Source organism: Pseudomonas sp. FBCC-B1667, assembly GCF_059133255.1.
Map to the genome: position 1 here is coordinate 4,782,142 of NZ_CP101437.1, position 26,970 is coordinate 4,809,111.

Annotated in this window: 19 protein-coding genes; 7 read left to right on the forward strand and 12 right to left on the reverse strand. The window is 58.1% G+C overall.

All coding sequences use genetic code 11. The features are described from left to right. The 5 genes from hisC to mtnA all read right to left on the reverse strand — a co-directional run bounded on the left by hisC (position 1) and on the right by mtnA (position 7,681). Positions 1–1,113 carry a histidinol-phosphate transaminase gene (hisC, locus tag NL116_RS22005; RefSeq protein ID WP_494374016.1) on the reverse strand — a complete coding sequence of 371 codons (1,113 nt, stop codon included), beginning with the start codon at positions 1,111–1,113 and terminating at the stop codon, positions 1–3. Positions 1,114–1,123: 10 nt separating this feature from the next. Continuing rightward, the gene (pheA, locus tag NL116_RS22010) at positions 1,124–2,218 is read right to left on the reverse strand and encodes a prephenate dehydratase (protein WP_007899727.1); all 1,095 of its coding nucleotides are present in this window, start codon (positions 2,216–2,218) and stop codon (positions 1,124–1,126) included. Beyond that, positions 2,218–3,303 (reverse strand): 3-phosphoserine/phosphohydroxythreonine transaminase, encoded by a 1,086-nt coding sequence (gene serC / locus NL116_RS22015; RefSeq protein WP_494374017.1) that lies wholly within the window; start codon positions 3,301–3,303, stop codon positions 2,218–2,220. The genes pheA and serC overlap by 1 nt, the downstream gene beginning before the upstream one ends. 228 nt (positions 3,304–3,531) lie before the next feature. Beyond that, positions 3,532–6,186, reverse strand: a complete 2,655-nt coding sequence (gene gyrA / locus NL116_RS22020) for a DNA gyrase subunit A (RefSeq protein ID WP_027924108.1) — start codon at positions 6,184–6,186, stop codon at positions 3,532–3,534. Positions 6,187–6,604: 418 nt separating this feature from the next. Beyond that, a complete protein-coding gene (mtnA, locus tag NL116_RS22025; RefSeq protein ID WP_494374018.1) occupies positions 6,605–7,681 on the reverse strand; it encodes an S-methyl-5-thioribose-1-phosphate isomerase in 1,077 nt (358 codons plus the stop codon). A gap of 108 nt (positions 7,682–7,789) precedes the next feature. Here mtnA and NL116_RS22030 point away from each other — a divergent pair, with 108 nt between their 5' ends. From NL116_RS22030 to NL116_RS22050, 5 genes are all read left to right on the forward strand, one after another. Continuing rightward, the gene (locus NL116_RS22030; RefSeq protein WP_494374019.1) at positions 7,790–9,124 is read left to right on the forward strand and encodes a TRZ/ATZ family hydrolase; all 1,335 of its coding nucleotides are present in this window, start codon (positions 7,790–7,792) and stop codon (positions 9,122–9,124) included. A 58-nt stretch (positions 9,125–9,182) separates the two neighbouring features. Then, positions 9,183–9,881, forward strand: a complete 699-nt coding sequence (gene ubiG / locus NL116_RS22035) for a bifunctional 2-polyprenyl-6-hydroxyphenol methylase/3-demethylubiquinol 3-O-methyltransferase UbiG (protein ID WP_007945809.1) — start codon at positions 9,183–9,185, stop codon at positions 9,879–9,881. Between the two features lie 4 nt (positions 9,882–9,885). Then, positions 9,886–10,557 (forward strand): N-acetylmuramic acid 6-phosphate phosphatase MupP, encoded by a 672-nt coding sequence (mupP, locus tag NL116_RS22040; protein ID WP_494374020.1) that lies wholly within the window; start codon positions 9,886–9,888, stop codon positions 10,555–10,557. A gap of 178 nt (positions 10,558–10,735) precedes the next feature. Next, on the forward strand, positions 10,736–11,476 hold the full coding sequence (locus NL116_RS22045; RefSeq protein ID WP_494374021.1) for a YciK family oxidoreductase: 741 nt from the start codon (positions 10,736–10,738) through the stop codon (positions 11,474–11,476). Positions 11,477–11,850: 374 nt separating this feature from the next. After that, positions 11,851–12,777 (forward strand): GGDEF domain-containing protein, encoded by a 927-nt coding sequence (locus tag NL116_RS22050; protein ID WP_494374022.1) that lies wholly within the window; start codon positions 11,851–11,853, stop codon positions 12,775–12,777. 73 nt (positions 12,778–12,850) lie between these two features. Here the strand turns inward: NL116_RS22050 and NL116_RS22055 are convergent, their stop codons facing one another. Together NL116_RS22055 and NL116_RS22060 are read right to left on the reverse strand one after the other, a co-directional pair. Next, positions 12,851–13,612 carry an iron-containing redox enzyme family protein gene (locus tag NL116_RS22055; RefSeq protein ID WP_494374023.1) on the reverse strand — a complete coding sequence of 254 codons (762 nt, stop codon included), beginning with the start codon at positions 13,610–13,612 and terminating at the stop codon, positions 12,851–12,853. Between the two features lie 78 nt (positions 13,613–13,690). Beyond that, positions 13,691–16,150 (reverse strand): EAL domain-containing protein, encoded by a 2,460-nt coding sequence (locus NL116_RS22060; protein WP_494374024.1) that lies wholly within the window; start codon positions 16,148–16,150, stop codon positions 13,691–13,693. A 178-nt stretch (positions 16,151–16,328) separates the two neighbouring features. On the opposite strand from NL116_RS22060, the gene NL116_RS22065 reads away from it, so the two are divergent. Beyond that, entirely contained in the window at positions 16,329–21,020 is a 4,692-nt protein-coding gene (locus NL116_RS22065) for a hypothetical protein (RefSeq protein ID WP_494374025.1), read from the forward strand. 13 nt (positions 21,021–21,033) lie between these two features. On the opposite strand, the gene NL116_RS22070 is transcribed toward NL116_RS22065, so the two are convergent. The 5 genes from NL116_RS22070 to NL116_RS22090 all read right to left on the reverse strand — a co-directional run bounded on the left by NL116_RS22070 (position 21,034) and on the right by NL116_RS22090 (position 25,368). Beyond that, a complete protein-coding gene (locus tag NL116_RS22070; protein ID WP_494374026.1) occupies positions 21,034–22,851 on the reverse strand; it encodes an ABC transporter ATP-binding protein in 1,818 nt (605 codons plus the stop codon). After that, on the reverse strand, positions 22,844–23,446 hold the full coding sequence (locus NL116_RS22075) for a DsbA family protein (RefSeq protein WP_494378114.1): 603 nt from the start codon (positions 23,444–23,446) through the stop codon (positions 22,844–22,846). The genes NL116_RS22070 and NL116_RS22075 overlap by 8 nt, the downstream gene beginning before the upstream one ends. A gap of 39 nt (positions 23,447–23,485) precedes the next feature. Then, the gene (gene trhO / locus NL116_RS22080; protein WP_494374027.1) at positions 23,486–24,427 is read right to left on the reverse strand and encodes an oxygen-dependent tRNA uridine(34) hydroxylase TrhO; all 942 of its coding nucleotides are present in this window, start codon (positions 24,425–24,427) and stop codon (positions 23,486–23,488) included. Between the two features lie 101 nt (positions 24,428–24,528). Further along, positions 24,529–24,828, reverse strand: a complete 300-nt coding sequence (locus NL116_RS22085; RefSeq protein ID WP_008151216.1) for a BolA family protein — start codon at positions 24,826–24,828, stop codon at positions 24,529–24,531. 12 nt (positions 24,829–24,840) lie between these two features. Further along, complete coding sequence (locus tag NL116_RS22090; RefSeq protein ID WP_027924097.1) at positions 24,841–25,368, reverse strand: DUF2059 domain-containing protein; 528 nt, start codon at positions 25,366–25,368, stop codon at positions 24,841–24,843. A 192-nt stretch (positions 25,369–25,560) separates the two neighbouring features. On the opposite strand from NL116_RS22090, the gene NL116_RS22095 reads away from it, so the two are divergent. Further along, complete coding sequence (locus tag NL116_RS22095; protein ID WP_494374028.1) at positions 25,561–26,955, forward strand: class II fumarate hydratase; 1,395 nt, start codon at positions 25,561–25,563, stop codon at positions 26,953–26,955. The last annotated feature ends 15 nt before the right edge of the window (positions 26,956–26,970 follow it).

A 26,970-nucleotide genomic window follows, 5' to 3' on the forward strand; every position in this document is an offset into this window, starting at 1 on the left:
TCAACCACGAGCCAGAACCTTGGTCAGCGCCTCTAGGAAGCGGCTGTTTTCCGCCGGCAGACCGATGGTAATGCGCAGGTGGTTCGGCATGCCGTAGTTGGCCACCGGACGCACGATCACGCCTTCGCGCAACAAGCCCTGAAACACCGGCGCAGCAACGCGACCGAGATCGACGCATATGAAGTTGCCCTTGGACGGGATCCAGCTCAGCCCCAACTCACGAAAACCAGCCTCCAGCTGCAGCATGCCGGACTCGTTCAGGCGGCGGCTTTCAGCCAGGTAATCGACATCTTTCAGCGCTGCGCACGCTGCTGCCAAGGCCAGGCTGTTAACGTTGAACGGCTGACGCACACGGTTCAGCACGTCCGCGACCACAGCGGAGGACAAGCCATAACCGACCCGCAACGCCGCCAGACCGTAGGCCTTGGAGAACGTACGCGAAACCAGCAGGTTCGGATAAGCCGCCAGATAATCCAGGCCGTCCGGCAAGTCGCTGCCCTCGGCGTATTCGATGTAAGCCTCGTCCAGCACCACCAGCACATGCGCCGGGACATCCTGCAGAAATTCGTCCAGTGCCTCGGCATCGAACCAGGTCCCGGTCGGGTTGTTCGGGTTGGCAATAAAGACCACGCGAGTGTCGGCATCGATGGCCGCCAGCATGCCCGACAGGTCATGCCCCCAGTCCTTGGCCGGAATCACTTTGGCCAGGGCACCGACGGCCTGGGTCACAATCGGATAGACCGCAAACGCGTGTTCGCTGAACACGGCATTCAGGCCCGGCGCCAAATAGGCGCGCGCGACCAGCTCCAGAATGTCATTGGAGCCATTGCCCAGCGTCACTTGATTCAGTTCGACACGGCATTGTTCGGCCAACAGGGTCTTGAGCGCAAAACCGTTGCCGTCCGGATAACGGGTCAGCTCAGCCAGCGCACTCTGAATCGCCGTCAACGCCTTGGGGCTCGCGCCCAACGGGTTTTCATTGCTGGCCAGTTTGACGATGCTGGCTGGATCAAGGTCCAGCTCGCGCGCCAGTTCGTCCACAGGCTTGCCCGGGACGTACGGCGAAAGTTGTTGTACGCCCGGCTGCGCCAGGGCGAGGAAGTCATCACTCATTTGCTACCCCTTAGAGAACTGCTTTCGGGTAGGAACCCAGCACTTTGAGTGCCACTGCTTCCTGACTGATTTTCTCCAGCACACCTTTGACCAACGGATCGCGATGATGGCCGACGAAGTCGATGAAGAACACGTAGGTCCATTTACCGCTGCGCGAAGGACGCGTCTCTATTCGAGTCAGGTCGATACCGTTGTCATGGAACGGCACCAGCAACTCGTGTAGCGCGCCCGGCTTGTTGCTCATTGAGACGATGATCGACGTCTTGTCGTCGCCGGTCGGGGGTACTTCCTGGCTGCCGATCATCAGGAATCGCGTGGAGTTATCCGGACGATCCTCGATTTTCTCGGCCAGACGGGTCAATCCGTACAGGCCTGCGGCCATGTCGCCGGCAATCGCCGCCGAGTTCCACTCGCCTTTAACCCGCTTGGCCGCTTCAGCGTTGCTGGACACCGCCACGCGCTCGACATTCGGGTAGTGTGCGTCCAGCCACTTGCGGCACTGGGCCAGCGATTGGGCATGGGAATAGATACGGCTGATGCTATCGGTCTTGGTGTTTTCACCCACCAACAGGTGGTGGTGAATCCGCAACTCGACTTCACCACAGATGACCATGTCGTGTTCGAGGAAGCTGTCGAGGGTGTGGTTGACCGCGCCCTCGGTGGAGTTTTCCACCGGGACCACGCCAAAGTTCACCGCACCGGCCGCCACTTCACGGAACACTTCGTCGATCGCCGCCATTGGCTTGCTGATCACCGCGTGGCCGAAATGCTTCATGGCTGCGGCTTGGGTGAAGGTGCCTTCAGGGCCGAGGTAAGCCACTTTCAGTGGCTGCTCGAGGGCCAGGCACGAGGACATGATTTCGCGGAACAGCCGCGCCATCTCTTCGTTGCCCAGCGGCCCCTGGTTACGCTCCATCACGCGTTTGAGCACCTGGGCTTCACGCTCAGGACGATAGAACACCGGCACTTCGCCTTCGGCCAGCGAGGCCATCTTTACTCGCGCAACTTCCTGGGCGCAGCGTGCGCGCTCACTGATCAGCTCCAGGACCTTTTCGTCCAGGGCATCAATGCGCAGGCGCAGTGCCTTGAGTTCTTGCTCAGACATTAGCCGTGTTCCTTCTCGAACTCTGCCATGTACGAAACCAGTGCGTTGACCGCAACGATGTCGACGGCGTTATAGATGGAGGCGCGCATACCGCCCACGGAACGATGACCCTTGAGGTTCAACAGGCCACGCTCGTCGGCACCGGCCAGGAACGGCTTGTCCAGACGGTCGTCAGCCAGGCGGAACGGCACGTTCATCCACGAGCGGTCGGACTTGTTGATCGGGTTGCTGTACAGGCCGCTGGCGTCGATGAAGTCATACAGCGTGCGCTGCTTCACTTCATTGAGCTTGCCGATAGCCTCAACACCACCCTGCTCTTTCAGCCACTCGAATACCAGGCCGGACAAGTACCAGGCAAGGGTCGGCGGCGTGTTGTACATCGAGCCGTTATCGGCCGCGACCTTGTAGTTGAGCATGGTCGGGCACAGGGAACGGGCGTGACCCAGCAGGTCTTCGCGAACGATGTTGACCACGATGCCGCTCGGACCGATGTTTTTCTGGGCGCCGGCGTAGATCATGCCGAAACGCGAAACATCGACTGGGCGCGACAGAATGTCCGAGGACATGTCGGCCACCAGCGGAACGTCACCGGTTTCTGGAATCCACTGGAATTCCAGGCCGCCGATGGTTTCGTTCGGCGCGTAGTGAACGTAGGCCGCGTCTTTCGACAGGTTCCATTCGTTCTGACCAGGGATAGCGAAATAGTCGTAAGGCTTGGCGGTTGCGGCGACATTCACGTTGCCGTAGCGCGAAGCTTCTTCGATGGCTTTCTGCGACCAGATACCGGTGTCGATATAGTCGGCAGTACCGTTCTCTGGCAACAGGTTCAGAGGAATCTGAGCAAATTGCTGGCTGGCGCCGCCTTGCAGAAACAGCACTTTATAGTTCGAAGGGATATTCAGCAGATCACGCAGATCCTGCTCGGCCTTGGTGGCGATGGACACGAACTCATCACTGCGATGGCTCATTTCCATGACCGACAGGCCCTTGCCGTGCCAGTCAAGGAGTTCACCCTGGGCGCGCTGCAGGACAGCTTCGGGAAGTGCCGCAGGACCGGCACAGAAGTTATAGGCTCTCTTGCTCACATCCAATCTCGCTCTGATTTGGTAGGTCATGCAAACTTATCAGTCGACGCAGATCCAATGTGGGAGCGGGCTTGCTCGCGAAGGCGGTGTAACAGACGACATCGATGTTGAATGTCAGTCCGTCTTCGCGAGCAAGCCCGCTCCCACACTCGATCTCCATGGGCGCCGAAATTTCATTACGGACAAACAACAAGGGGGCGAATTCTCATCCGCCCCCTGTTTGTTCGCTTACTCTTGTGGCTCTTCGTCAGCGGCGGCATCGAGTTGCTGATCATCAACAACGTCGTCGATCACGACTTCGCCGATGAACTCTGCACCCTCTTCGCCTTCCAGCTCTTCACCTTCGACTTCCGATGGCTCCTGAACCCGCTCCAGACCAACCAGTGTTTCATCACTGGCCAGCTTGATCAGGGTCACGCCCTGGGTATTACGACCCAGGCTGGACACTTCGTCGACGCGAGTACGAACCAGGGTACCCTGGTCGGAAATCAGCATGATTTCCTCACCATCGAGCACCTGGACCGCGCCGACCAGACGGCCGTTACGGTCGTTGCTGACCATGGCGATAACGCCCTGACCGCCACGCTTGTACTCCGGGAACTCGGTGATCGCCGTGCGCTTGCCGAAACCACGCGCCGAAGCGGTAAGGATCTGGCTGCCTTCTTCCGGGATCAGCATGGAAATCAGCTTCTGGCCTTCCGGCAGACGCATGCCGCGGACACCGCGAGCGGTACGACCCATGGCGCGAACGTCTGTTTCCTTGAAGCGAGTGACCTTGCCGCCGTCGGAGAACAGCATGACTTCGCGCTCGCCATCGGTAATGGCAGCAGAAATCAGTACGTCACCTTCGTCCAGCTCCAGCGCGATCAAACCAACGCTGCGTTGACGGCTGAAGGATTCCAGCGGGGTCTTCTTCACGGTGCCTTTGGCGGTAGCCATGAAGATGAAGTGACCTTCGGTGTATTCCTCGACCGGCAACATGGTAGTGATGTACTCGTCACTGTCCAGCGGCAGCAGGTTGACCAGCGGGCGACCACGGGCAGCGCGGGACGCTTCCGGAATTTCGTAGGTTTTCAGCCAGTACACTTTGCCTTTGCTGGAGAACAGCAACAGCGTGGTGTGGCTGTTGGCGACCAGCAGGTGAGCGATGTAGTCCTCATCCTTGACGCCGGTGGCCGACTTGCCTTTACCGCCACGACGCTGAGCCTGGTACGCAGCCAACGGCTGGGTCTTGGCGTATCCACCATGGGAAATGGTCACGACGCGCTCTTCTTCCGGGATCATGTCACCCAGGGTCAGGTCGAGACGGGCATCGAGAATCTCGGTGCGGCGCACGTCGCCGTATTCGGCGCGAATCACTTCCAGCTCTTCGCGGATCACTTCCATCAGGCGCGTGGCGCTGCTGAGGATGCGGATCAGTTCGCCGATCTGGTTGAGGATCTCTTGATACTCAGCCAGCAGTTTTTCGTGTTCCAGGCCGGTCAGACGGTGCAGACGCAGTTCCAGAATGGCTTGCGCCTGCTCTGGCGACAGGAAGTACTTGCCGTCGCGCAGACCATATTGCGGGTCCAGAGTCTCTGGACGGCAAGAGTCGGCACCGGCGCGCTCAACCATGGCCACAACGGCGGAGGATTCCCAGGCAGTGCTGATCAGCGCTTCCTTGGCTTCCGACGGCGTTGGCGAGGCCTTGATCAGGGCGATGACCGGGTCGATGTTCGACAGGGCAACCGCTTGACCTTCCAGAATATGGCCACGTTCGCGCGCTTTCCGCAGTTCGAACACGGTACGGCGGGTAACCACTTCGCGACGGTGACGAACAAAGGCTTCCAGCAGGTCCTTGAGGTTCAGGATCCGTGGACGGCCGTCGATCAGCGCAACGATGTTGATACCGAACACCGCTTGCAACTGGGTCTGCGCGTAGAGGTTGTTGAGGATCACCTCAGGCACTTCGCCGCGACGCAATTCGATCACGACGCGCATACCGTCCTTGTCGGACTCGTCGCGCAGTTCGGTGATGCCTTCCAGCTTCTTCTCTTTGACCAGCTCGGCGATCTTCTCGATCAGACGGGCCTTGTTGAGCTGGTAAGGGAGTTCGGTAATGACGATTTGCTGACGGCCACCGACCTTGTCGATGTCTTCGATCGTCGAGCGGGCGCGCATGTAAATACGGCCGCGACCGGTGCGGTAGGCTTCGATGATGCCGGCGCGACCGTTGATGATCGCGGCGGTCGGGAAGTCCGGACCAGGGATGTATTGCATCAGCTCATCGATGGTCAACTCAGGGTTGTCGATGAGGGCCAGGCAACCGTCGATGACTTCACCGAGGTTGTGCGGCGGAATGTTGGTCGCCATGCCCACGGCGATACCGCTGGAACCGTTGACCAGCAGGTTGGGAATACGGGTCGGCATGACCGCCGGGATCATTTCGGTGCCGTCGTAGTTCGGCACCCAGTCCACGGTTTCTTTGTGCAGGTCAGCCAGCAGTTCGTGCGCCAGCTTGGTCATGCGCACTTCGGTGTATCGCATGGCAGCGGCATTGTCGCCGTCCACCGAACCGAAGTTGCCTTGACCGTCTACCAGCAGATAACGCAGCGAGAACGGCTGCGCCATGCGGACGATGGTGTCGTACACCGCGGTATCACCGTGCGGGTGATACTTACCGATGACGTCACCGACAACACGGGCAGATTTCTTGTACGGCTTGTTGAAGTCGTTGCCCAGCTCGCTCATCGCGAACAGCACACGCCGGTGCACGGGCTTCAAGCCATCGCGCGCATCCGGCAGGGCCCGCCCGACAATTACGCTCATTGCGTAGTCGAGGTAGGACTGCTTCAGCTCGTCTTCGATATTGACCGGGAGGATTTCTTTGGCCAGTTCGCCCATGAGAAGCTCGATTCCTTTTTCTGGTGAAACTTCGTCACATCCATATGGGACGAACGAAGCTCGCCGCTGCAGGCTGAGTGCCATACACCGACTTACGACAAATCAACAAGATGAACCATGGATTTGCGCAGTAAAGACAACCCCGCGGGACTGCCTCGGAAAACGCCGGATGTTATCACAAGAGCCGCCACGCACCTATCCCCCAGACGCGCATGGAGCATAGTTAGTTGACCGGTGACAGGCTTGAGGGAGACGAGAGGGGCTTAGAGGAAAATTTCGGAAGGGAATGAAGCGTATTTGCTGGCTGTCAGGGCCTCATCGCGAGCAGGCTCACTCCTGCATCGGGTATGCGTTGATCACAATTCCCTTGTAGGAGTGAGCCTGCTCGCGATGGCAATCTCTCAGGCGCGAGAAATGATTAGTGCAGACGCTTACGGCACATCAACTGCGCCATCTTCGCCGTATCCGGTCGCTCGACAATGCCCTTCTCAGTAACGATCACGTCGATCAAGTCCGCCGGGGTCACGTCGAACACCGGGTTGAACGCATCGACATCCGCCCCGATCCGCTTACCCCCAACCTCCAGCAACTCACGACCATCACGCTCTTCGATTGGAATTTCATCGCCGCTGGCCAGGTTCATGTCGATGGTCGAACTCGGTGCCACTACCATGAAGCGAACGCCGTGGTGCATGGCATTGACCGCCAACTGATAGGTGCCGATCTTGTTCGCCACATCGCCATTGGCGGTAATTCGGTCGGCACCAACGATCACCCAGGTCACGCCTTTGGTTTTCATGATGTGTGCGGCAGCGGAGTCGGCATTCAGGGTCACGGGAATGCCTTCATTGGCCAGTTCCCACGCGGTCAGACGCGAACCTTGCAGCCATGGACGGGTTTCATCGGCGTAAACGCGCTCGACCATGCCTTCGATAAAGGCCCCGCGAATCACGCCCAGCGCCGTGCCGAAGCCGCCGGTGGCCAGTGCGCCGGTGTTGCAATGGGTCAGGATTGCCTGGGCATTGCCCTGATGCTTGCGGATGAGGTCCACACCCAATTGGGCCATGGTCAGGTTGGCTTCGCGATCACTTTCATGAATGGCGATGGCCTCCGCCTCAAGCGCCGCCAGAGGGTCTGCGTCTTCCTTGAGACGATCCAGGCGGTCGCGCATGCGACTCAGGGCCCAGAACAGATTCACCGCGGTTGGACGGGAATCGGCCAGGACCGCGTAATCCTCTTCCCACGCCGCCTGCCAGTCACCGCCCTCGGCAATGCGGGCGCGGGCCGACAGCACCATGGCATACGCCGCACTGATGCCAATCGCCGGAGCACCGCGCACCACCATCGAACGAATGGCCTCGGCCACACCGGCTGCACTGGTGTAGGCGATCCAGGTTTCTTCGAAGGGCAAAACACGCTGATCCAGCAGGTACAGGGCGCCATCACGCCAATCGATGGCCTTCACTTTCTCCGCAGCCAACAGTCGATCGCGCATCCCACACCCCGCACTCAAGCACAAAAGCCGCCGATTATAGCGATCCCCCCGCGAAGACGCTCGGGTATACTTCGCCATCCTTTACAAAAGCACTGGAACCGACCCTCGATGCCGAACACTGCCGCTGCGCTCGACCTGTTATTGCTGCCGACCTGGCTGGTACCCGTCGAACCCGCTGGTGTTGTCCTCAAAGAGCATGGCCTGGGCATCCGGGACGGCCGCATCGTCTTTATCGGCCCACGCTCGGCAGCGTTGAAGCTTTACGCAACCGAAGTCCGCGAGTTGCCGGGCATGCTGCTCAGCCCCGGCCTGATCAATGCCCACGGTCACGCGGCCATGACGCTGTTTCGTGGCTTGGCCGATGACCTGCCGCTGATGACCTGGCTGGAAAACCACATCTGGCCGGCCGAAGCCAAATGGGTCGATGAAGCCTTCGTACGGGATGGCACGGACCTGGCCATCGCCGAGCAGATCAAAGGTGGCATCACCTGTTTCTCTGACATGTATTTCTTCCCGAAGGTTGCCAGCGAGCGCGTACATAACAGCGGTATACGCGCGCAAATCGCCATTCCGATCCTCGATTTCCCTATCCCGGGCGCCAGCACGGCGGACGAAGCCATTCGTCAGGGCGTGGAGTTGTTTGGCGATCTCAAACACCACGAGCGGATCAAAATCACCTTCGGGCCTCATGCGCCTTATACCGTGGGCGATGAAAACCTGGAAAAAATCCGGGTGATCGCTGAAGAGCTGGACGCCTCGATTCACATGCACGTCCATGAAACCGCCTTCGAAGTGCAGCAATCGGTCGAGCAGCGAGGTGAACGCCCGCTGGCTCGCCTTGACCGCCTAGGCTTGCTCGGGCCGCGCTTCCAGGCCGTTCACATGACCCAGATCAGCGATGAAGACCTGGTGATGCTGGTAGAAAGCAACACCAACGTGATTCATTGCCCGGAATCCAACCTCAAGCTGGCCAGCGGTTTTTGCCCGGTCGAGCGCCTGTGGCAAGCCGGCGTCAATGTGGCCGTCGGCACTGACGGCGCCGCCAGTAACAATGACCTGGACCTGTTGGGCGAAACCCGCACCGCCGCGTTGCTGGCCAAGGCCGTCGCCGGCTCGGCCACCGCGCTGGATGCTCATCGTGCTTTGCGCATGGCCACGCTCAATGGCGCCCGCGCGCTGGGAATCGAGGCTGAAACCGGCTCGCTGGAAATCGGCAAAGCGGCAGACATCGTCGCGTTTGACCTCTCCGGCCTGGCGCAGCAACCGGTCTACGACCCGGTTTCGCAACTGATCTACGCCACCGGCCGGGACTGTGTGAAACACCTGTGGGTCGCCGGCAAGCAGCTGCTGGATGACCGACGCCTGACCCGCCTGGATGAAGAACAGTTATGCGCCACCGCCAAGGCCTGGGGCCAGCGCATCAGCGGCCGCACCGAATCGTAAGATCCCCGGACCAGAAAACCGGGGCAACAGAATTTTTCAAGTTTTAGAGGACTGAACCATGAGCAACGTCGACTACGCCGAAATCGCCAAATTCGAAGCCCTGGCCCATCGCTGGTGGGACCGTGAAAGCGAGTTCAAGCCGCTTCACGACATCAACCCGCTGCGCGTCAACTGGATTGACGAACGGGTCAATCTGGCCGGCAAGAAGGTGCTGGACGTCGGTTGCGGCGGCGGGATCCTGAGCGAGGCCATGGCCCAGCGCGGCGCAACCGTCATGGGCATCGACATGGGCGAAGCACCGCTCGCGGTCGCGCAGTTGCATCAGCTGGAGTCGGGTGTGAACGTCGAATACCGACAGATCACCGCCGAAGGTCTCGCCGAGGAAATGCCCGAGCAGTTCGACGTTGTCACGTGCCTGGAAATGCTTGAGCACGTGCCGGATCCGTCGTCGGTCATCCGCGCCTGCTTCCGCATGGTCAAGCCCGGCGGCCAGGTGTTCTTCTCCACTATCAACCGCAACCCGAAGGCGTACCTGTTCGCCATCGTCGGCGCGGAATACATCATGAAGCTGCTGCCGCGCGGCACGCACGATTTCAAGAAGTTTATCCGCCCTTCCGAGCTCGGCGCCTGGAGCCGCATGGCAGGCCTGACCGTCAAGGACATCATCGGCCTGACGTACAACCCGCTGACCAAGCATTACAAACTGGCGGCCGACGTGGACGTCAACTACATGATCCAGACCCTGCGCGAGGAGTAAGCCGATGCGTATCAGAGCAGTCCTTTTTGACATGGACGGCACGCTGCTCGACACCGCGCCGGACTTTATTGCCATCTGCCAGGCAATGCGCGCCGATCGCGGCTTGCCGCCGATGAATGACAAGCACATCCGCGACGAGATTTCCGGCGGCGCCAAGGCGATGGTCGCGGTGACCTTTTCAATGGACCCGGAATCACCAGGCTTTGAAGCGCTGCGACTCGAGTTCCTTGAACGTTATCTGGCCGGGTGCGCGGTGCACAGCAAGCTCTTCGACGGCATGGGCGAATTGCTGGCCGACATCGAGAAGGCCCACCTGATCTGGGGCGTGGTGACCAACAAGCCGCTGCGTTTCGCCGAGCCGATCATGCAGCAACTGGGGCTGGCCGAGCGTTCCGCGCTGCTGATCTGCCCGGACCACGTGAAGAACAGCAAGCCAGACCCGGAGCCGCTAATTCTGGCGTGCAAGATGCTCGACCTGGACCCGGCCAGCGTGTTGTTTGTCGGCGACGACCTGCGCGATATCGAATCGGGCCGCGATGCCGGCACCAGGACCGCTGCGGTGACGTATGGCTACATTCACCCGGACGACAACCCGCGTCACTGGGGCGCGGACGTGGTGGTGGACCATCCGCTGGAGTTGCGCAAGGTTTTGGATAGCGCTCTCTGTAGCTGCTGAGTGCCGGTTTCAGGTTATGGAAATGAGGCGTAAATGCTGACGCCTTCGCGGGCAAGCCCGCTCCCACAGGGTCCTGTTGGTGGATACAACATGTGTGAACACCTTCGATCCTTGTGGGAGCGGGCTTGCCCGCGAATGGCCGCGCCGCGATGTGTCTTCTGCTTTGTGAGGTTTTTTTATGTTTGATTATTCCGCTCGCCCCGAATTGCTCAAGGACCGGGTCATTCTAATCACCGGTGCCGGCCGCGGCATTGGCGCGGCGGCTGCGAAAACCTACGCAGCCCATGGCGCCACTGTCTTGCTGCTGGGCAAGACCGAAGCCAACCTGACTCAGGTGTATGACGAAATCGAAGCCGCCGGGCATCCTCAACCTGCGGTGATCCCGTTCAACCTGGAGACCGCCCTGCCTCACCAGTACGACGAACTGGCGGCGATGATCGAGACCGAGTTCGGCCACCTCGACGGCTTGCTGCACAACGCATCGATCATCGGCCCGCGCACACCGATCGAACAGCTGTCCGGCGAAAACTTCATGCGCGTCATGCAAGTCAACGTCAACGCCATGTTCATGCTCACAAGCACCCTGCTGCCATTGCTCAAGCTGTCGCAAGACGCCTCGGTGGTGTTCACCTCCAGCAGTGTCGGCCGCAAGGGCCGCGCGTACTGGGGCGCTTATGGCGTGTCCAAGTTTGCCACCGAGGGACTGATGCAAACCCTGGCCGACGAAGTCGACACCGTGGCCCCTGTGCGCTCCAACAGCATCAACCCGGGCGCCACCCGCACCAGCATGCGGGCCCAGGCTTACCCAGGTGAAAATCCGCTCAACAACCCGACCCCGGAGGAGATCATGCCGGTCTACCTCTACCTGATGGGCCCGGACAGTACGGGCATCAATGGTCAGGCGTTCAACGCCCAATAACACCGTGCGTCGCTTTTGTGCCGTGCCGATTTTCCGGCGCGGCACTCAAAGTGAGTCGTAACTAACGCCCACTCAGTCAAACAACTGCCGCCCTCTTTCGTTATAAAAACTCAAAATCAAACCTAACTATTTGACTTATATAGCTTTTTATTCGAATGAACCGAATGGCACGACTTTCGTTCTAAATTTGCTCAAACATGCAGTGTGAAAGCAGCCGGGCGGACGCCGGAGTCGAGAGGTTACTAATCTTCGACAAAGCGGACTAAACTTGCACCAACTTTCCCACGGGACTGATGGACCAGTAGGACGCGCAGCCCTAAGCCGCTCTCACCCAGCCTGTAAGACAGCCTTACTGCTTTAGGGGCTCACGCCATATGAAATCACCTTCCCAGACCAACGCAGTTGACTTCGATAGCGCCAAGTTGCAACGCCTGGGATTTGGTCAGCAACCTCCTCTTCTGGAACGGCCGGTCAGCCTTGCGCAATTGCGCCAGCAACTCGGTCAGCAGTTGCAAACCAGTCTTGAACCACAACGCATTCTCGGAATTTTCTTCCGCGAAGTTCAGCGCGTTGTGCCTCTGGATGCCTTGAATTATCAGCATCAGGCCAGTGATTTGCGGCTGGAGTTTGGCCAGCGCGGCCATCACTCGGTCAGTTACAGCCTCAGCCATGAAGGCGAACACCTCGGTGAACTGGTGTTCCGCCGCAATCAGCGCTTCAGCGAGCTTGATCAAGGCAATCTGGAGTCATTGCTTTCGGCGCTGCTATTCCCGATGCGTAACGCTCTTCTCTATCGGGCTGCTACCCAAAGCGCATTGCGCGATCCGCTGACCGACACCGGTAACCGCATCGCCATGGATCAGACTCTGGAACGAGAAATCGAGATGTCGCGACGCCACTTGATGCCATTGTCGCTGCTGATGCTGGACATTGATCACTTCAAGAACGTCAACGACAGTTACGGCCACAATGCCGGTGATGACGTGCTCAAGACGGTCGCCACCGCGATCAAAAACCAGTTGCGCAATGTCGACATGGTGTTCCGGTTTGGCGGCGAAGAGTTTTTGATCCTGCTGTCCAACACCACTCGTGAAGCAGCGGCCATGGTTGGCGAGCGACTGCGGGCGGCGGCTCAGGCTCAGGACTATCTGGCGGACGGCAATGCGGTTGAGCTGACGGTCAGCCTCGGGTGTTCGACCCTGCTGCCAGGGGAGTCTGCCGAGAGCTTGTTGCGAAGAGCTGACAGTGCGTTGTATGTCGCCAAGCGCGAGGGGCGTAACCGGTTGACAATGGCAGGTTGAGTTTTCGCAACACCGCTAATCCATGTGGGAGCGAGCTTGCTCGCTCCCACATTTGGTTTGTGTTGCCTATGGATCAGCTTTCCGCCAGCGCCATGCGCTCACGTGCCACCGGTGCTTTATCCGAATGCTCCAGCTGCATGCAGCGCTCCAGAAACAGGTGCATGTAGTCGTAGCTCTTGCAGACCGCCTGACGCAGTTCCACTTGCAACGACTTGCTCGGGTTCATGCCCGCCAAGGTGCAGATGATTTCCAGCGCCTCCCACGGGTGCGCATCGTCGTACTGGGCGTGCATCTTCAACCACTTCATCGCGCGTTTGCGATCTTCTTCCGGGAACGCCGCGGCATAGACGCCACTCGAGCAAACCAGCGCCGACCACTCGCCCGTCGCGCCCTCGATGGCGTAATTGGTCGCGGCGATGGCGACGATCAGCGAATCGGCCGAACTGGTGTGCCAGCACCAATGGCTCAACGCGTGAAGTTCAGGGGCAACTTGCTGCGCTTGCAGGTCTTCAAGGCTGACGCCGTGAGCCCGGCTCCAGTGCACCCAATAATCGGCATGATTCAACTCCACGCGAATATTGCGCATCAGCCAGCGACGGGCCATGTCTTCGCCAGGATGGCGGGCAAAGCGGGTTTTGGTCAGGTTTTGTGCCATGTATAACGCGAACTGTTCAACGACCGGCCAGCCACCGATAAGGTACTGGCGCATTGTTTTTGCGCTGAGCTTGTTATCTCGCATGCGCTGATACAGTTCGTGTTCGACAACCCGGCGCTTACTCTCGCTGCAGTCCTTGATGAGCTGTTGAGCCCAGGCGGGATAGCTTGCAGCTTCCATGAGTGGTCCGGTTCGGTTGAATGTGTCGATCACTGTCGGGCTCCTTTTGATTGTGATTGTTCGGATCAGCAAGAGATATCAGCGGAACGTGCCAGGCGCCTTGAACAACAAAGGCTGAGGCCGGGCGGGACGACTTTGCAAACTGTCACAGGTAAACAGATGCGGGCGTTCAATCACATACCCTTGAGCGAAATCGACCCCGATTTCCAGCAGTGCCTGCTCGATCTGGGGCGACTCTACAAACTCGGCAATCGTGCGCTTACCCATGACATGGCCGATGTGGTTGATCACTTCGACCATGGCGCGGTTAATTGGGTCGTCCAGCATGTCCTTTACGAAACTCCCGTCGATCTTCAAGAAGTCTACAGGCAAATGTTTCAAGTAAGCGAACGAGGACATTCCGGCACAAAAGTCATCTAGCGAAAAATGACAACCTAACCCTTTGAGCTCATTGATAAATCTGATTGCACTGCCCAAATTTGAAATGGCACTGGTTTCGGTGATTTCAAAACAAATCATTTCAGGCGGAATAGAATAGCTAACAAACTGTTCACGCAGGAAGTCCAGAAACGCCTCATCTCCGATAGTAGTGCCTGACAGATTAATCGCACACATGGCTAACGGACCTTTACGCTCCTCCGATATACATTGGGCAATGACCTTGAAGACGTTCTCCACCACCCAGCGATCGAGTGCAGTCATCAAGCCATAACGCTCTGCCGCCGGAATAAAACTGTCCGGCAGGATCATGCGGCCGGCTTCGTCATGCAGGCGCAACAGGATTTCGATATGCCCACCCCCACGCTCGGTATGCCCCAACGGTGCGATTTCCTGGGAGTATAGGCAGAAGCGATCCTCTTCCAGCGCTATGTGCAGACGCTGGACCCAGGCCATCTCGCCAAAGCGCAGCGACAATTCCGAGTCATCGGCGTGATAGACCTGAACCCGATTGCGGCCTTTTTCCTTGGCCATGTAACACGCCATATCCGCGGCACGCAGCGACGCTTCGAGGGAGGTTGGCGTTTGCGTCAGATGAACCAGCCCGATGCTCACCGTCGTCACGAAGGGCCTGCCTTTCCAGACAAAGTGTAGGTTCTGCACGGTCTGGCGCAGGCTCTCGGCAATCTTGTCGGCCGCGTCCGGCGGGCAATTTTCCAGCAAGATGCCAAACTCGTCGCCACCGAGGCGGGCCAGGGTGTCGCCTTCGCGCAAGCCCGATTGCAACAAGGCGCAGATATGCCGCAGCAACTCGTCGCCCGCCGCATGGCCGCAGGTGTCGTTGACCAGTTTGAATTGATCCAGATCGAGAAACATCAGGGCATGACGCCCGGAATGCCGCGTGAGGTTGTGCAGTGCCTGTTCCAGCCGAAACTCGAATTCACGGCGGTTGGCGAGCCCGGTCAAGGCGTCATGAGTTGCCTGCCACGACAGGTTGGCAATGTATTGGCGCTCCTGCGTCATGTCATGCAACACCAGCACGGTGCCGCTGACCTTGCCCGCATTGCGAATCGGCGAGCCAACCAGCGTCACCGAGACCGTGCTGCCATCCAGACGCTGAATCAGTTTTGAATGTTCGCTGCCCCCGCTGAGCTGACCGCTCAGTATGTGTTCGATCAACGTGAAACCATCCGCTTGTGCGTTTTCATCCAGCAGGTTGAACAATGCCGCCAAAGGCAAACCCGTCGCCTGTTCGGCTTTCCAGTGGGTCAACGCCTCGGCGGCGGGGTTCATGTAGGCGATAGCGCCTTCGACATCCGTGGTAATGACCCCGTCGCCAATGGATTGCAGGGTGATCTGCGCCCGGTCTTTCTCCAGTTGCAGCGCCTCGGCGAATTCATGGCGTTGCCTGAGCAACTTGTGGGTACGCAGCAACGCCAGCGCAATCAGGCCCAGCGCCGTGGCGAGGTTGGTCACCAGCAGCAACCGGAGAATCAGGCGCGATCCTTCACCCAATGCATCGCTGAATGCTTTGGCAGCGGGCGTCACGGCATCGTTGATGGCGAATATCCGGTCCTTCCAGCGCCAGATATCGGCGGTGGTGACCTGACCTCGGGTAACGCGCTGGTGCATCTCTTGCGCAACCTCATTGAGTTGCAGCAGGTATGCGTCGCCCACTGTCCAGCGGTCGATGGCTTTTTCGAGGTAGGTGAAATGACGGAAATTGAGGTAAAGCCAGATCAGGCTGGAAACGTCATCGGGGTGATTGCCCCCCTTGAGGATCGCCACTCGCGCGGCTTCGATATCGGGCGGCTGGAGATCCAGCGCCACACGCAATTCGTGGCCACCCTCAGGGACGGCAATCGCGCTCTGGTATTTGCGGAAAATCGCTTCATCGCGATTGTCCGCGTAGAGGTTGAGGTAATAGATGGCGTCCTTTTGGCCCTTTGACCAAAGGCTTTCACCGGCAACGTAGCCGCGAACCGCCGACAGAACGTACAGGCTGACGCCACCCAATAAGGCCTGAAATAGCACGACGGCAATAAATGGCCAGACGATGCCCAACAACCGTGGCGTTCCGAGAGTCCGGGTTTGATTCATGAGGTCCCTTGTTTTAGCACTGCCAGATCATCATCCCAACGTGATCGCTATAGCTAGACTAGGGTGCGTTCTCGATCCCGGCAAGCATGCCGTCGACACAGCCAATATATATGTACCGCATTGACTGCCCTTGAAACTCCGAAACTGAGCGTCCACTTTCAGGCGCAGACTCTTTTTCATGTCGACCACCCTTTCTCCGACAACCACCCCGTACCAACAACATACAGCGCAACTGGCTGAATATGACGCGTTGATAACATCGCTGCGCGATGCCAAGGCCAACGCCATCGCTCTGCCCGGGATCTTTCTTTCCCTCCAGCCTCATTCTCCGCTTGCCCAAGAGCATGACAGTGGCCAGGTCCACCTGCAAAAACTGCTCGAGTCGCAGGATTACCTCGATCTGCGGCGTTCGAAGGGAGCAAGCCCCCACGTCAACTTCCTGGCAGTCGTGTTCAGCGACGGCCGCGCGGTCTATGAAACGGCTGATGCAAGCGCAAACAGCATCACTCTGCCGTTAAACGAACACATCGCATTGCACAGCCTCGCGGGAAGGATCGAGAAAGCAGCCCTGAACATCGGCGGACAAATACGCTCCGACCGACTGCTCAGTCTGCCTCAGATCCTGTGGTGCTACGGCCTGCAGCCAGAGCAGCCTCAAAATGCCGACACGCTGAGCACACTGATCCTGGAGCTGGAGGAAAGGCGGGCCAATCATCTGCTCGGTCTTGAAAATGGCATGGGTTTCGGCAGCCTCATCCACCAAAGCGATCACAGGCCAATACTTGACGCAGTCAGCCTCCTCCTTGAAGACGATGAGACATCTGTCATAGAAAGCCTGGGCAAGGAAGCACTGGCCAACACCACTATCGAACAGTTGCGCGCCAACCCTGCGGTCTATCTCGACAGGCTACTCAACGGTAGCAAAGCGCGGGGACTCGCAAAGCAGCTGCTCGACAGGTTGGCATGGTACGGCGCACGCCTAGGGGAAGAGACCGACCCCAACATTGAAGCCAGACTGGTCGCCGAGGCCATTCGACGCTGGTACAGCCTCACAGACGACGAACCGGATGGCACACTTGCACGCTTTCGACTCGAACAGCCTTCGAACTGGGGCAAGAGCTATCAAACCCTGCGCAGCGAATTTGAAGCCTATCTGATTGATTCAGGCCATGTAACGACGCCTAACGAAGCCATCCTGCTTGCACGCCTGCTTCTACCCCGGCTACCCGCCGAATTTCAGGTACGTGACATACCGCAGGACCTGCCCTATAAAAGCTCAATCGTGTGGGTAAACTTTGTCCATGGCGTGACGCTCGCGGAGGCCATGAAGCCCGACTCGATCAATCGCATGAGCTTCCAGCAACTGGTGGACTTTCCTCTTCAGCAGTCTGTGCAAGCTGATCAACAAGCGCTGGAGCTCATCGCATTATGCAGATTGCCTCCTACTCTGGAATGGGCCATTGCCGCCGGCGTTATTGCTCAGAGAGCTGATGCGGATTACTCATCGGAGGAAAAGGCGCTCGCTGTTGAAGCACTCGACGAACACAGTGACGCCTTGAGAAAAGCGATCATTCAGTTGGATGCCGACTATCCCGAACGATCGGCTATTGCCGAGGCGCAAATACAAACGTATTTCAAGGACGCCTTACGCATCGGGCACGAGGGAGAGCTGAAAAAAGGATGGGGCGAAAACCGAACTTCCTTTGCGTTCATTTCCGACGGACGGAAATTGATCGAAGACTTCGGGAATACTGAAGGCGGTGGAATTTTACAAGCGCCCCCACTAAAAGACAAAATCTACACTTTTAAAGATGTTTATATGTCGGGCGCCCTGAATAAAAACAGAAGCTGGTTTATTACATCCACAGACGGCATACATAAAAGCCGTTATGGCATCAGCCTTAACGCAGATCGCACACTAAAAACCGATGCGCCCTGGCTTCCCGCGTCACTGACTAAAAAGCCCCTGCCCGACGTAAATAATTTATTTGAATCGAGGTTCAACAATTACCTTGAACTGAGTAAAAACGCGTATCACACACTGCTGAAAAGTCAGTTTACTTCCCTTCCCTATATTGATCGTCAAGCCATTGAGCTGGGGGAAATAAAGATCTATACCTTGAGGAGCGCCACCAGCGAGTTGGAACTGGAAGACGAGACGCCGGAAATTACGCTGCCTTTGCGACTTCGAATGGGTTTTATTCTGCAACTCTCATATGAATCCAGGGTTTCCTATTACGAATGTTTACCACGTTCCGGAATTATTCGAAGGCGCGCTGACTTCTCATCAGCCATGCTCGACGGCAAACAACAAGCGCAACAAATCAAAGGGTCGCTGCTCGGAAACATTGATGTCATCAAGGTGCGACGTGGAAAAAGCGTTCCAATTGACTGGGCCGCGCATGAAACCGGTAGCTTTCCAAAAAAAAATGCACGGTGTGATGCAATCATTGAACAATTGGGTCATACATTTACTGCCCCTACCCTTCGCATCGAACGCGAGCCGCTTGCGCGCTCCACCCTTACGACTTCCCGCGCCATGGAACTTGCCGAGTTCATTGCCCGAAACTTTTTTTACTATGACGAAAAACTGCTTCGCGCCGCAGCCAAGGGCGAAACAGAGATAGAACGTATCGCCGCACGCCCTCATTGGCTGGACTCAGCCAAAGGGTTCATACCGTTTTGGGGCAGCATCAGCGACCTGCTTTCAGGCGATCCAAATAAAAAGGAATGGGCCATTTTTGGCCTGATGGTGGATGTGGTTTCGTTTGTATTTCCCTTAGGAAAGTTTGTATCGGGATCAATGAAACTGGTCGCCACCGCTGTCCGCTCGGGTGTACGCGCTACCCTTCCGCGATTTGGCGCACTGACTGAAAAACTGCTTGTTTCAACCGTACAAAACGCCATTCCTTTCTATGGTCTTCCAACGTTAGCGCTACGGCTCGCGGGTGGCGTGCCCCGAGGTTTGTATGCAGGCATTAAATTCGCGGTCAAAAAATCGTACAACAGGTTGAAGCCCGCACTCGGCAGAGCCGGCCAGTACAGTTTCATCGAGGGTTTGCCGCAAGCAACAGATCCGGGCCGCTGGAAGCCCCTTGCACAGGGTGACCAGTTGGGCTCGGTCGGCGGTATCGAGGACATAGCCATTCGTCGTACCAGCTCTGGCAGTACGTCACCCTATCATCTGATCGCCCCGTTATCGGGCAAGCCCTACGGTCCACGATTGACCGCCGATATCGGAGAGGTGTCGATCGGCAGATCCGAATACCCTCCTATAAATGACTTTGAAAATAACGTCATTTTCGATATTCCTGGAAATGCTCGAGTACATCGGATTCCGGAAGTGGACGGTCGAACGACGCTGCTGATCGATGAAGTCCCCTACAGACTGGATCAAGGAGCCTTACGTCGCGTAGATACCCTCGATGCCAGCAAAAACCTGAACATCAAACCCTGTCGAGTTCGCCGAGGTGTAGATGAGGTCTGCCTGAACAGCTTTGTTTATTCCAAGGCAGCACCGACACCCGAGCCTGGAAGCTTTGATCCGGTGGAAGATTTCTGCCCGTGGTTCGGCGACCGCATTTACACCCCTGCTCCGGTGAAACCGGGTCGTTCTGTGCCCGTTCTGGCACTCGACGGCCAACTCTATACAGGGTCGGGTGAAACCTTGAAGCTGTTCACCGGCAGAAAATCCGATTTGGGACTTCCCAAGCGCATGCTTCCCAAGGCACGTATCGAGGGAACCATCGAGTTTCAAAAAGGAATATATGGACGGATCCGGGTCAAAGGTGTTCAGGAAGGACTGGACGATGATATGCGGCAAGTCAGTACGCTGATCATTGAGTCAAAACTCGATGCGAAAAAAGAATATCTATTCACTCAGCTTAATGCGACCGACTACTACTTCGCTGAAATTGCCAAAGGGCAAAGCCTCACGGGATCACATAGATTGCAACGCATCCCCGACTCTGCATTGCAGAGCGATCCCTTGTACAAGGAACTTTTCACGGTGTTTACCGGGTCGATGCAAGCAAACAATACGGCCGCCATCTACGGCGTGGACACAGTGAAAGCGGCAGTGCGGACAATGGATGAAATTGCGATACCACTGGGTGGCCTGGCCAATCCTCCGGCAACAATGACGCGAGTAAAAGTCAGCACTACACCGGGGCAAGCTGTCATGTTCGACCATCTAACCCGCATGATCGTTTGCAAATACCCCGCCACAACCAAAACCTGGACGCGTAGCAAAGAAGCACCCGAGTTATTGCGCGAGAGGACTGCACAAATCTTCAACACATTGTTTGATAAACCGCTCTACAAACTCAATGAGCGAAGCACCCTGCAGATTTCCAACACGATGAAAGAGCTTCAGATCATCGTTAAGAAAAAGAAGAGCATGGACAGACCACGAAACATAGCCTATGCCGAAGTCACCCATCCTGACGGAAACACCGAAGTGTATGTCAGTGTCTCCGGTAGCGGGGGTGACACCGGTTTTCTACCCCTTTTTGCAAAGCAGCCCCATGCTAAGGAAGTGAAAATCGGCAACACCACCTACATCAACGTGGATCACAAGACACAGTTCCCGAGAACATCACTCAGTACGACAGCTGAGGGGCAGTTTCAGGCCATCCCTCGCACCATCGACAACATGGCGACCTACACACCTGAACTCACCCTGCGACCGACCTCGCTGGATAGCGAAAGCAAACTGATCAGCGTCATACGAGAAAAGTACCCGAACGACGCCACTCGCAGCCCGGTGACCGTCGCGACGACCATGGCACCGTGCGACTCCTGCTCAGTGGTGATGCAGCAGTTTGCTCACACCGGTGGCAAAGACGCGCTGAAAGTTATCTGGGACTGAACTGCGTACGGCCTTAGTGCTGCTGCAAATGCCCATACAGTTTGGCGTACAACCCACCATCGGCAATCAACTGCTGATGGTCGCCATCCTCGGCAATCTGTCCGCCATCGAACACCAGCACCCGATCAGCCTGTTTCACCGCCGACAACCGATGCGCAATGATCAGCGTGGTGCGGTGGCTGAGGAACCGCGCCAGTGCCTGATGCAGGTTATATTCGGTGGCAGCATCCAGCGCCGAGGTCGCCTCGTCGAGAATCACCACTTTGGGTTCGGCCAGCACCATCCGCGCAATCGCCAGACGTTGGCGCTGGCCGCCGGACAAACGCACGCCGGAGCGCCCGACGATGCTGTCCAGGCCATTGGGCAGCTCTCGAACCGTGTGGTGCAGCTGGGCAATTTCCAGTGCCTGCCAGCAGGCATCGTCGCTGCGTACACGGCCCATCGTCAGGTTGGCGCGGATCGTGTCGTTGAACAGCGCCGGATGCTGCAGGACCACGGCGACGTTTTCGCGCACGGTTTCCAGGCCGATCTCCTGCTGGGTCGAGCCACCGAAGCGGATAGTCCCGGCCAACGGCGTGTACAACCCTAGCAACAGTTGCACTAGCGTACTTTTGCCGCCACCACTGGCGCCGACAATCGCGACTTTTTCACCGGGGGCAATGGACAGGTCCATCTTGTTCAACACTAATTCATCGCCGTAACCGAAACTCAGGCCCTGGACCTCAATGCCCACCGTTTCGCGGCCCTGGAACGGGTCGACGCCACCGGGGTATTGCGGCTCATCGGCGCGGGCCAGCAGCTCGTTGATCCGCGACAGCGCACCGCCGGCCGCGTAATAGGCGTACTGCAAATTCAGCAATTGCTCCACCGGGCCGATCATGAACCACAGGTAGCTGAACACCGCCAACATCTGGCCGATGGACAGGTCGGAGAAAAGCACTGTGAGCATCGCCGCCGCACGAAAAATATCGATACCGAACTGGAACAACAAGCCGCTCGCGCGGTTCGAGGCATCGGTTTTCCATTGCGAGTTGACTGCGTAATCGCGCACTTCCCGGGCCCGCAGGCCAAGTCGACCGAGGAAGAATCCCTGGCGGTTGCCAGCACGCACTTCCTGAATCGAGTCGAGGGTCTCGGTCAGTGCCTGGGTGAAGCGCGAGGTGCTGTCGTTCTCGAGTTTCTTCAGGTGTTTGACCCGCTTGCCCAACTGCACCGTGGCGTAAATCACCAACGGATTGAACAGCATGATCAGCAGCGCCAGCTTCCAGTGCATCCAGATCAGAATGCTCGCGGTGCCGACCAGTGTCAGCATCGCCACAAGGAAACGGCTGAGGGTTTCGCCGATGAATTTGTCCAGCGTGTCCAGGTCGGTGACCAGGTGCGTGGTCACCGTGCCGCTGCCCAGGCTTTCGTATTCACCGAGAGAGATGCGCTTGAGTCGCTCGATCAGCCGGGTGCGAATGCGATAGACAATGTCCTTGGCCAGCGCCGCGAACAATTTTGCCTGAATCACGTTGAACAACAAGGCGCCGCAGCGCAGCAGCAAGGTGATGAGCAACATCAGGCCAATGTAGCCCGCCGCTTTCTGCCAGCCTTCGGGCAACGCGTAGTTCATCACTTTGAGCGCGGTGTCACCGTGCCCCAGCAACACTTCGTCCACCAGCAGCGGCAGCAGCAACGGAATCGGCACACTGCACAAGGTCGCCAGCACGGCAACGCCGTTGGCGATCCACAGGGATTTTTTATGGTGCAGGGCCAATCGGCGGATTTCGGCCCAGCTTAGCCGATCGACACGCGCGGGAGCCGTGACGTCATCGGGACCATCATGCACAGGCAGCGCGCTCCAGCCAGCGGCCGAGCAACGGGGACAATTCACTCAGGGGCTGATAGCCATTGGTCAGTAACGCCAGTTGACCATTGCGCTCAGCCAGCAGGGTAGGAAAACCGGCGATGCCCAGGTCCTGGACCCAGGTGAAATCGGCCGCGGTGGCAACATGCATGTCGGCACGATCGAACGCAGCGGCGAATTCGATGCGAGGCAGACCGGCCTTCTCGGCCAATTCCACCAGCACGCTGGCGTGGGTGACGTCGCGACCTTCAGCGTAGAACGCGTGCTGGATCAAGCCCAGCAGTTTCCACGCGCAATCCGGCGCCAGTGCGCGCGCAGTGACCAAGGCCCGGCAGGCGGGCTCGGTGTCATACACAAAGCCTTCCGGCAACGCGCCTTCTGTCTTGAACGGTTGGCCGGTGGCCTCGGTGACCGCCTGCCAATGTTCAAGAATATAGCGCCGGGTGGTCGGCTCCAGCGCCGCGCCACTGCCGGTGCGCAAACCACCGACGATCAGATGCACCTCTACGCCTGCCGCGTGCGCCTGTTCGACCAAGGCGTTGGCCACTGGCGCAAAACCCCAGCACCAGGAACACATCGGATCCATCACATAGAGCAGGCGGCGCGCAGACATGATTCAAGCCTCGGAAGGGGTTTGCTTGTAGTTGTAGCCGATCGGGTGCGGCAAGTTGCGCGCCTTGGCCAGTTCAATCTGCTTCTGCCGATCAATGGCACTGCGCCGGGTCTTCTCGCTCAGCGTATCCCAGCAATGCGGGCAACTGATGCCGGCGATGTAGTGCTCGGAGGCGCGGTCTTCGACGCTGATTGGCGTACGGCAGGCATGACATTGATCGTAGTCGCCTTCGCTGAGGTCATGACGCACCGTCACGCGGTTGTCGAAGACGAAGCAGTCGCCTTGCCATTTGGTTTCTTCCTGCGGCACCTCTTCGAGGTACTTCAGGATGCCGCCCTTGAGGTGATAGACCTCATCGAAGCCTTCGCTGAGCATGAAGCTCGACGCCTTCTCGCAGCGGATGCCGCCGGTGCAGAACATCGCGACCTTCTTGTGCACGGCCGGGTCGAAGTTGGCTTTGATGTAGTCGGGAAATTCACGAAAACTGGTGGTTTTCGGGTCGATGGCACCTTCGAAGGTACCGATCGAGACTTCGTAATCGTTACGGGTGTCGATCAACAACACTTCCGGATCGCTGATCAGCGCATTCCAGTCCTGTGGATCAACATAGGTGCCGACCTTTTTGTTCGGGTCCACGCCTTCAACGCCAAGGGTGACGATTTCTTTCTTGAGCTTGACCTTGGTGCGATAGAACGGCTGGTCGTCGCAGTACGACTCTTTGTGATCGATGTCGTCCATGCGTGGGTCATTCTTGAGCCAGGCCATCAGCCCGTCAATGCCTTCGCGGCTGCCGGACACGGTGCCGTTGATGCCTTCTTCGGCGATCAGCAACGTGCCTTTGATGCCGTTGTCGACCATCGCTTGCAACAGGGGCTCGCGCAGGGCGACGTAATCTTCCAGGGTGACGAACTTATACAGTGCCGCCACGACAATCTGTTGTGTCATGGTATTTCTCCAGGTGGCTACCCTCGCAAAGGGTGAACCGGATTCAAAAAAAAACGCGCCGGGTGAGCGGCGCGTTGCGGATTCTAGCAAAAAACGCGGGTTTAATGCTTGCTGCCGCCAGCACAGGTCGGCGAGGCCGGAGCCGCGTCGATCTGTGCCCATTCCTCAGGCGTGTAGGTATGCAGCGCCAACGCATGAAACTCGCCCATCAGCTCGCCGAGCGTGCCGTAGACTTTTTGATGACGCTTGACCCGGTTCAGCCCTTCGAACTGCTGGCTGACCACCACGGCCTTGAAGTGGGTCTGCAACCCACGGCTGTGCATGTGGCTTTCATCCAGCACTTGCAGATGCTGCGGCTGTAACAGGCCCAGTGTTGATTCGATGCGTTGTTGCATGGTCATACCGGACTCCGCTTAAGGCTTTTTCTTGGCTGCTGGAGCGGCGGCGCCTTTCGGGTCCAGCTCGGCAGTCATGTCAGCCAACAGTTTGTTGACCACAGGCACTGCGCTTTCCAGCTTGGCTTGAGTCATCTGGGCCGATTGCTGAGTCAGCTGCGGCATTTTTTCCAGGACTTTCTTGCCCAGCGGCGACTGGTAGAACGCCACCAGATCTTTGAGCTCGGACTCGGTGAAGTTGGTGGTGTAGAGCTTGACCATGTCCGGCTTCAGCTTGTTCCAGCCAATGGCTTGGTCCAGCGCGGCGTTGGCTTTGGCTTGATACGTTTCCAGCAAGGCTTTTTTCGATTCAGGGGCTTTGGTCTGTTCAAAGCGCTGAGCGAACATTTGCTGTACTTGCATGTACACCGGAGTGCCCAATTTGTCAGCGTGCGCCAGGGTCAGGAAAGCTTCGGCACTGGCGTTGTGGCTGGCGGTATCGGCAAAAACTGGGCCGCTGGCGCAAACCAGTGCAACCGCGGTACAGATGGCACGAAGACGAGTCATCGAGTTTCCTTTTCTAGCAGGCGAGGTAAAACCCCAAGGGCGTCCATTCTGCGCCTAAAAAAGTGTGTCACTCAACCCCAAGCCTTGTCAGGCCTGAATTAGAGGGGTTAAAGAGGCAAAAAGCCTACAGATGGAACCACGGCCGACGATCACGGCCTAAACTGCGCTATCAGACCGACAGGAGTGTGCATGATGAGCCGTATCGAAACCGACAGCCTTGGCCAGGTGGAAGTCCCGGATGAAGCTTATTGGGGCGCTCAGACGCAACGCTCGCTGATTAACTTCGCCATCGGCAACGAAAAGATGCCACTGGCGGTGCTGCATGCCCTGGCGTTGATCAAGAAAGCCGCGGCGCGGGTCAATGACCGGAACGGCGACGTGCCCGCCGACATCGCCCGGCTGATCGAGCAGGCCGCCGACGAAGTGCTCGATGGCAGCCATGACGATCAATTTCCGCTGGTCGTCTGGCAGACCGGCAGCGGCACCCAAAGCAACATGAACGTTAACGAAGTCATCGCCGGCCGCGCCAACGAACTGGCCGGCAACCCGCGAGGCGGCAAGTCGCCGGTGCACCCCAACGATCACGTCAACCGCTCGCAAAGTTCCAATGACTGCTTCCCCACCGCCATGCACATTGCGGCGGCCCAAGCCGTGCAACAGCATTTGCTGCCGGCCATCAGTGAACTGTCGGGCGGGTTGGCCGAGCTGGCGGCGCGTCACATGAAACTGGTCAAGACCGGTCGAACGCACATGATGGACGCCACACCGATCACTTTCGGCCAGGAAATTTCGGCGTTTATCGCGCAACTGGATTACGCCGAACGGGCGATCCGCAGCGCGCTGCCAGCCGTGTGCGAACTGGCCCAGGGTGGCACCGCCGTTGGCACCGGGCTGAATTCGCCGCACGGTTTTGGCGAAGCGATTGCTGCCGAACTGGCCGCCCTCTCCGGCCTACCCTTCATCACCGCGCCGAACAAGTTCGCCGCGCTGGCTGGCCATGAGCCGCTGACCACGCTGTCGGGGGCGCTGAAAACCCTGGCGGTAACGTTGATGAAAATCGCCAACGACCTGCGCCTGTTGGGCTCGGGCCCGCGTGCCGGTTTCGCCGAGGTGAAATTGCCGGCTAACGAACCGGGCAGCTCGATCATGCCGGGCAAGGTCAATCCGACACAGTGCGAAGCGCTGTCGATGCTGGCCTGTCAGGTGTTGGGCAATGACGTCGCCATCGGCTTTGCGGCGAGTCAGGGTCATCTGCAACTGAACGTGTTCAAACCGGTGATCATCCACAACCTGCTGCAATCGATTCGCCTGTTGGGGGACGGCTGCAGCAACTTCCAGCAGCACTGCATCGCCGGACTTGAGCCGGACGCAGAGAAAATGGCGGAACACCTGGAGCGTGGCTTGATGCTGGTGACGGCACTGAATCCGCACATCGGCTATGACAAATCCGCGGAAATTGCCAAGAAGGCGTATGCCGAAGGGCTGACGTTGCGGGAGGCAGCGTTGCAACTGGGTTATTTGACGGATGAGCAGTTTGATGCGTGGGTGCGACCGGAGAATATGCTGGAGGCCGGGGCCAAGGGCTGAGAGGTGTAGCGCCTG

Coding starts and splice junctions, on each gene's coding strand:
- hisC (WP_494374016.1), bottom strand. CDS start 1,113: ATGAGTGATGACTTCCTCGCCCTGGCGCAGCCGGGCGTACAACAACTT.
- pheA (WP_007899727.1), bottom strand. CDS start 2,218: ATGTCTGAGCAAGAACTCAAGGCACTGCGCCTGCGCATTGATGCCCTG.
- gyrA (WP_027924108.1), bottom strand. CDS start 6,186: ATGGGCGAACTGGCCAAAGAAATCCTCCCGGTCAATATCGAAGACGAG.
- mtnA (WP_494374018.1), bottom strand. CDS start 7,681: ATGCGCGATCGACTGTTGGCTGCGGAGAAAGTGAAGGCCATCGATTGG.
- NL116_RS22030 (WP_494374019.1), top strand. CDS start 7,790: ATGCCGAACACTGCCGCTGCGCTCGACCTGTTATTGCTGCCGACCTGG.
- ubiG (WP_007945809.1), top strand. CDS start 9,183: ATGAGCAACGTCGACTACGCCGAAATCGCCAAATTCGAAGCCCTGGCC.
- mupP (WP_494374020.1), top strand. CDS start 9,886: ATGCGTATCAGAGCAGTCCTTTTTGACATGGACGGCACGCTGCTCGAC.
- NL116_RS22045 (WP_494374021.1), top strand. CDS start 10,736: ATGTTTGATTATTCCGCTCGCCCCGAATTGCTCAAGGACCGGGTCATT.
- NL116_RS22050 (WP_494374022.1), top strand. CDS start 11,851: ATGAAATCACCTTCCCAGACCAACGCAGTTGACTTCGATAGCGCCAAG.
- NL116_RS22055 (WP_494374023.1), bottom strand. CDS start 13,612: ATGGAAGCTGCAAGCTATCCCGCCTGGGCTCAACAGCTCATCAAGGAC.
- NL116_RS22060 (WP_494374024.1), bottom strand. CDS start 16,150: ATGAATCAAACCCGGACTCTCGGAACGCCACGGTTGTTGGGCATCGTC.
- NL116_RS22065 (WP_494374025.1), top strand. CDS start 16,329: ATGTCGACCACCCTTTCTCCGACAACCACCCCGTACCAACAACATACA.
- NL116_RS22075 (WP_494378114.1), bottom strand. CDS start 23,446: ATGTGTTCCTGGTGCTGGGGTTTTGCGCCAGTGGCCAACGCCTTGGTC.
- trhO (WP_494374027.1), bottom strand. CDS start 24,427: ATGACACAACAGATTGTCGTGGCGGCACTGTATAAGTTCGTCACCCTG.
- NL116_RS22085 (WP_008151216.1), bottom strand. CDS start 24,828: ATGACCATGCAACAACGCATCGAATCAACACTGGGCCTGTTACAGCCG.
- NL116_RS22090 (WP_027924097.1), bottom strand. CDS start 25,368: ATGACTCGTCTTCGTGCCATCTGTACCGCGGTTGCACTGGTTTGCGCC.
- NL116_RS22095 (WP_494374028.1), top strand. CDS start 25,561: ATGAGCCGTATCGAAACCGACAGCCTTGGCCAGGTGGAAGTCCCGGAT.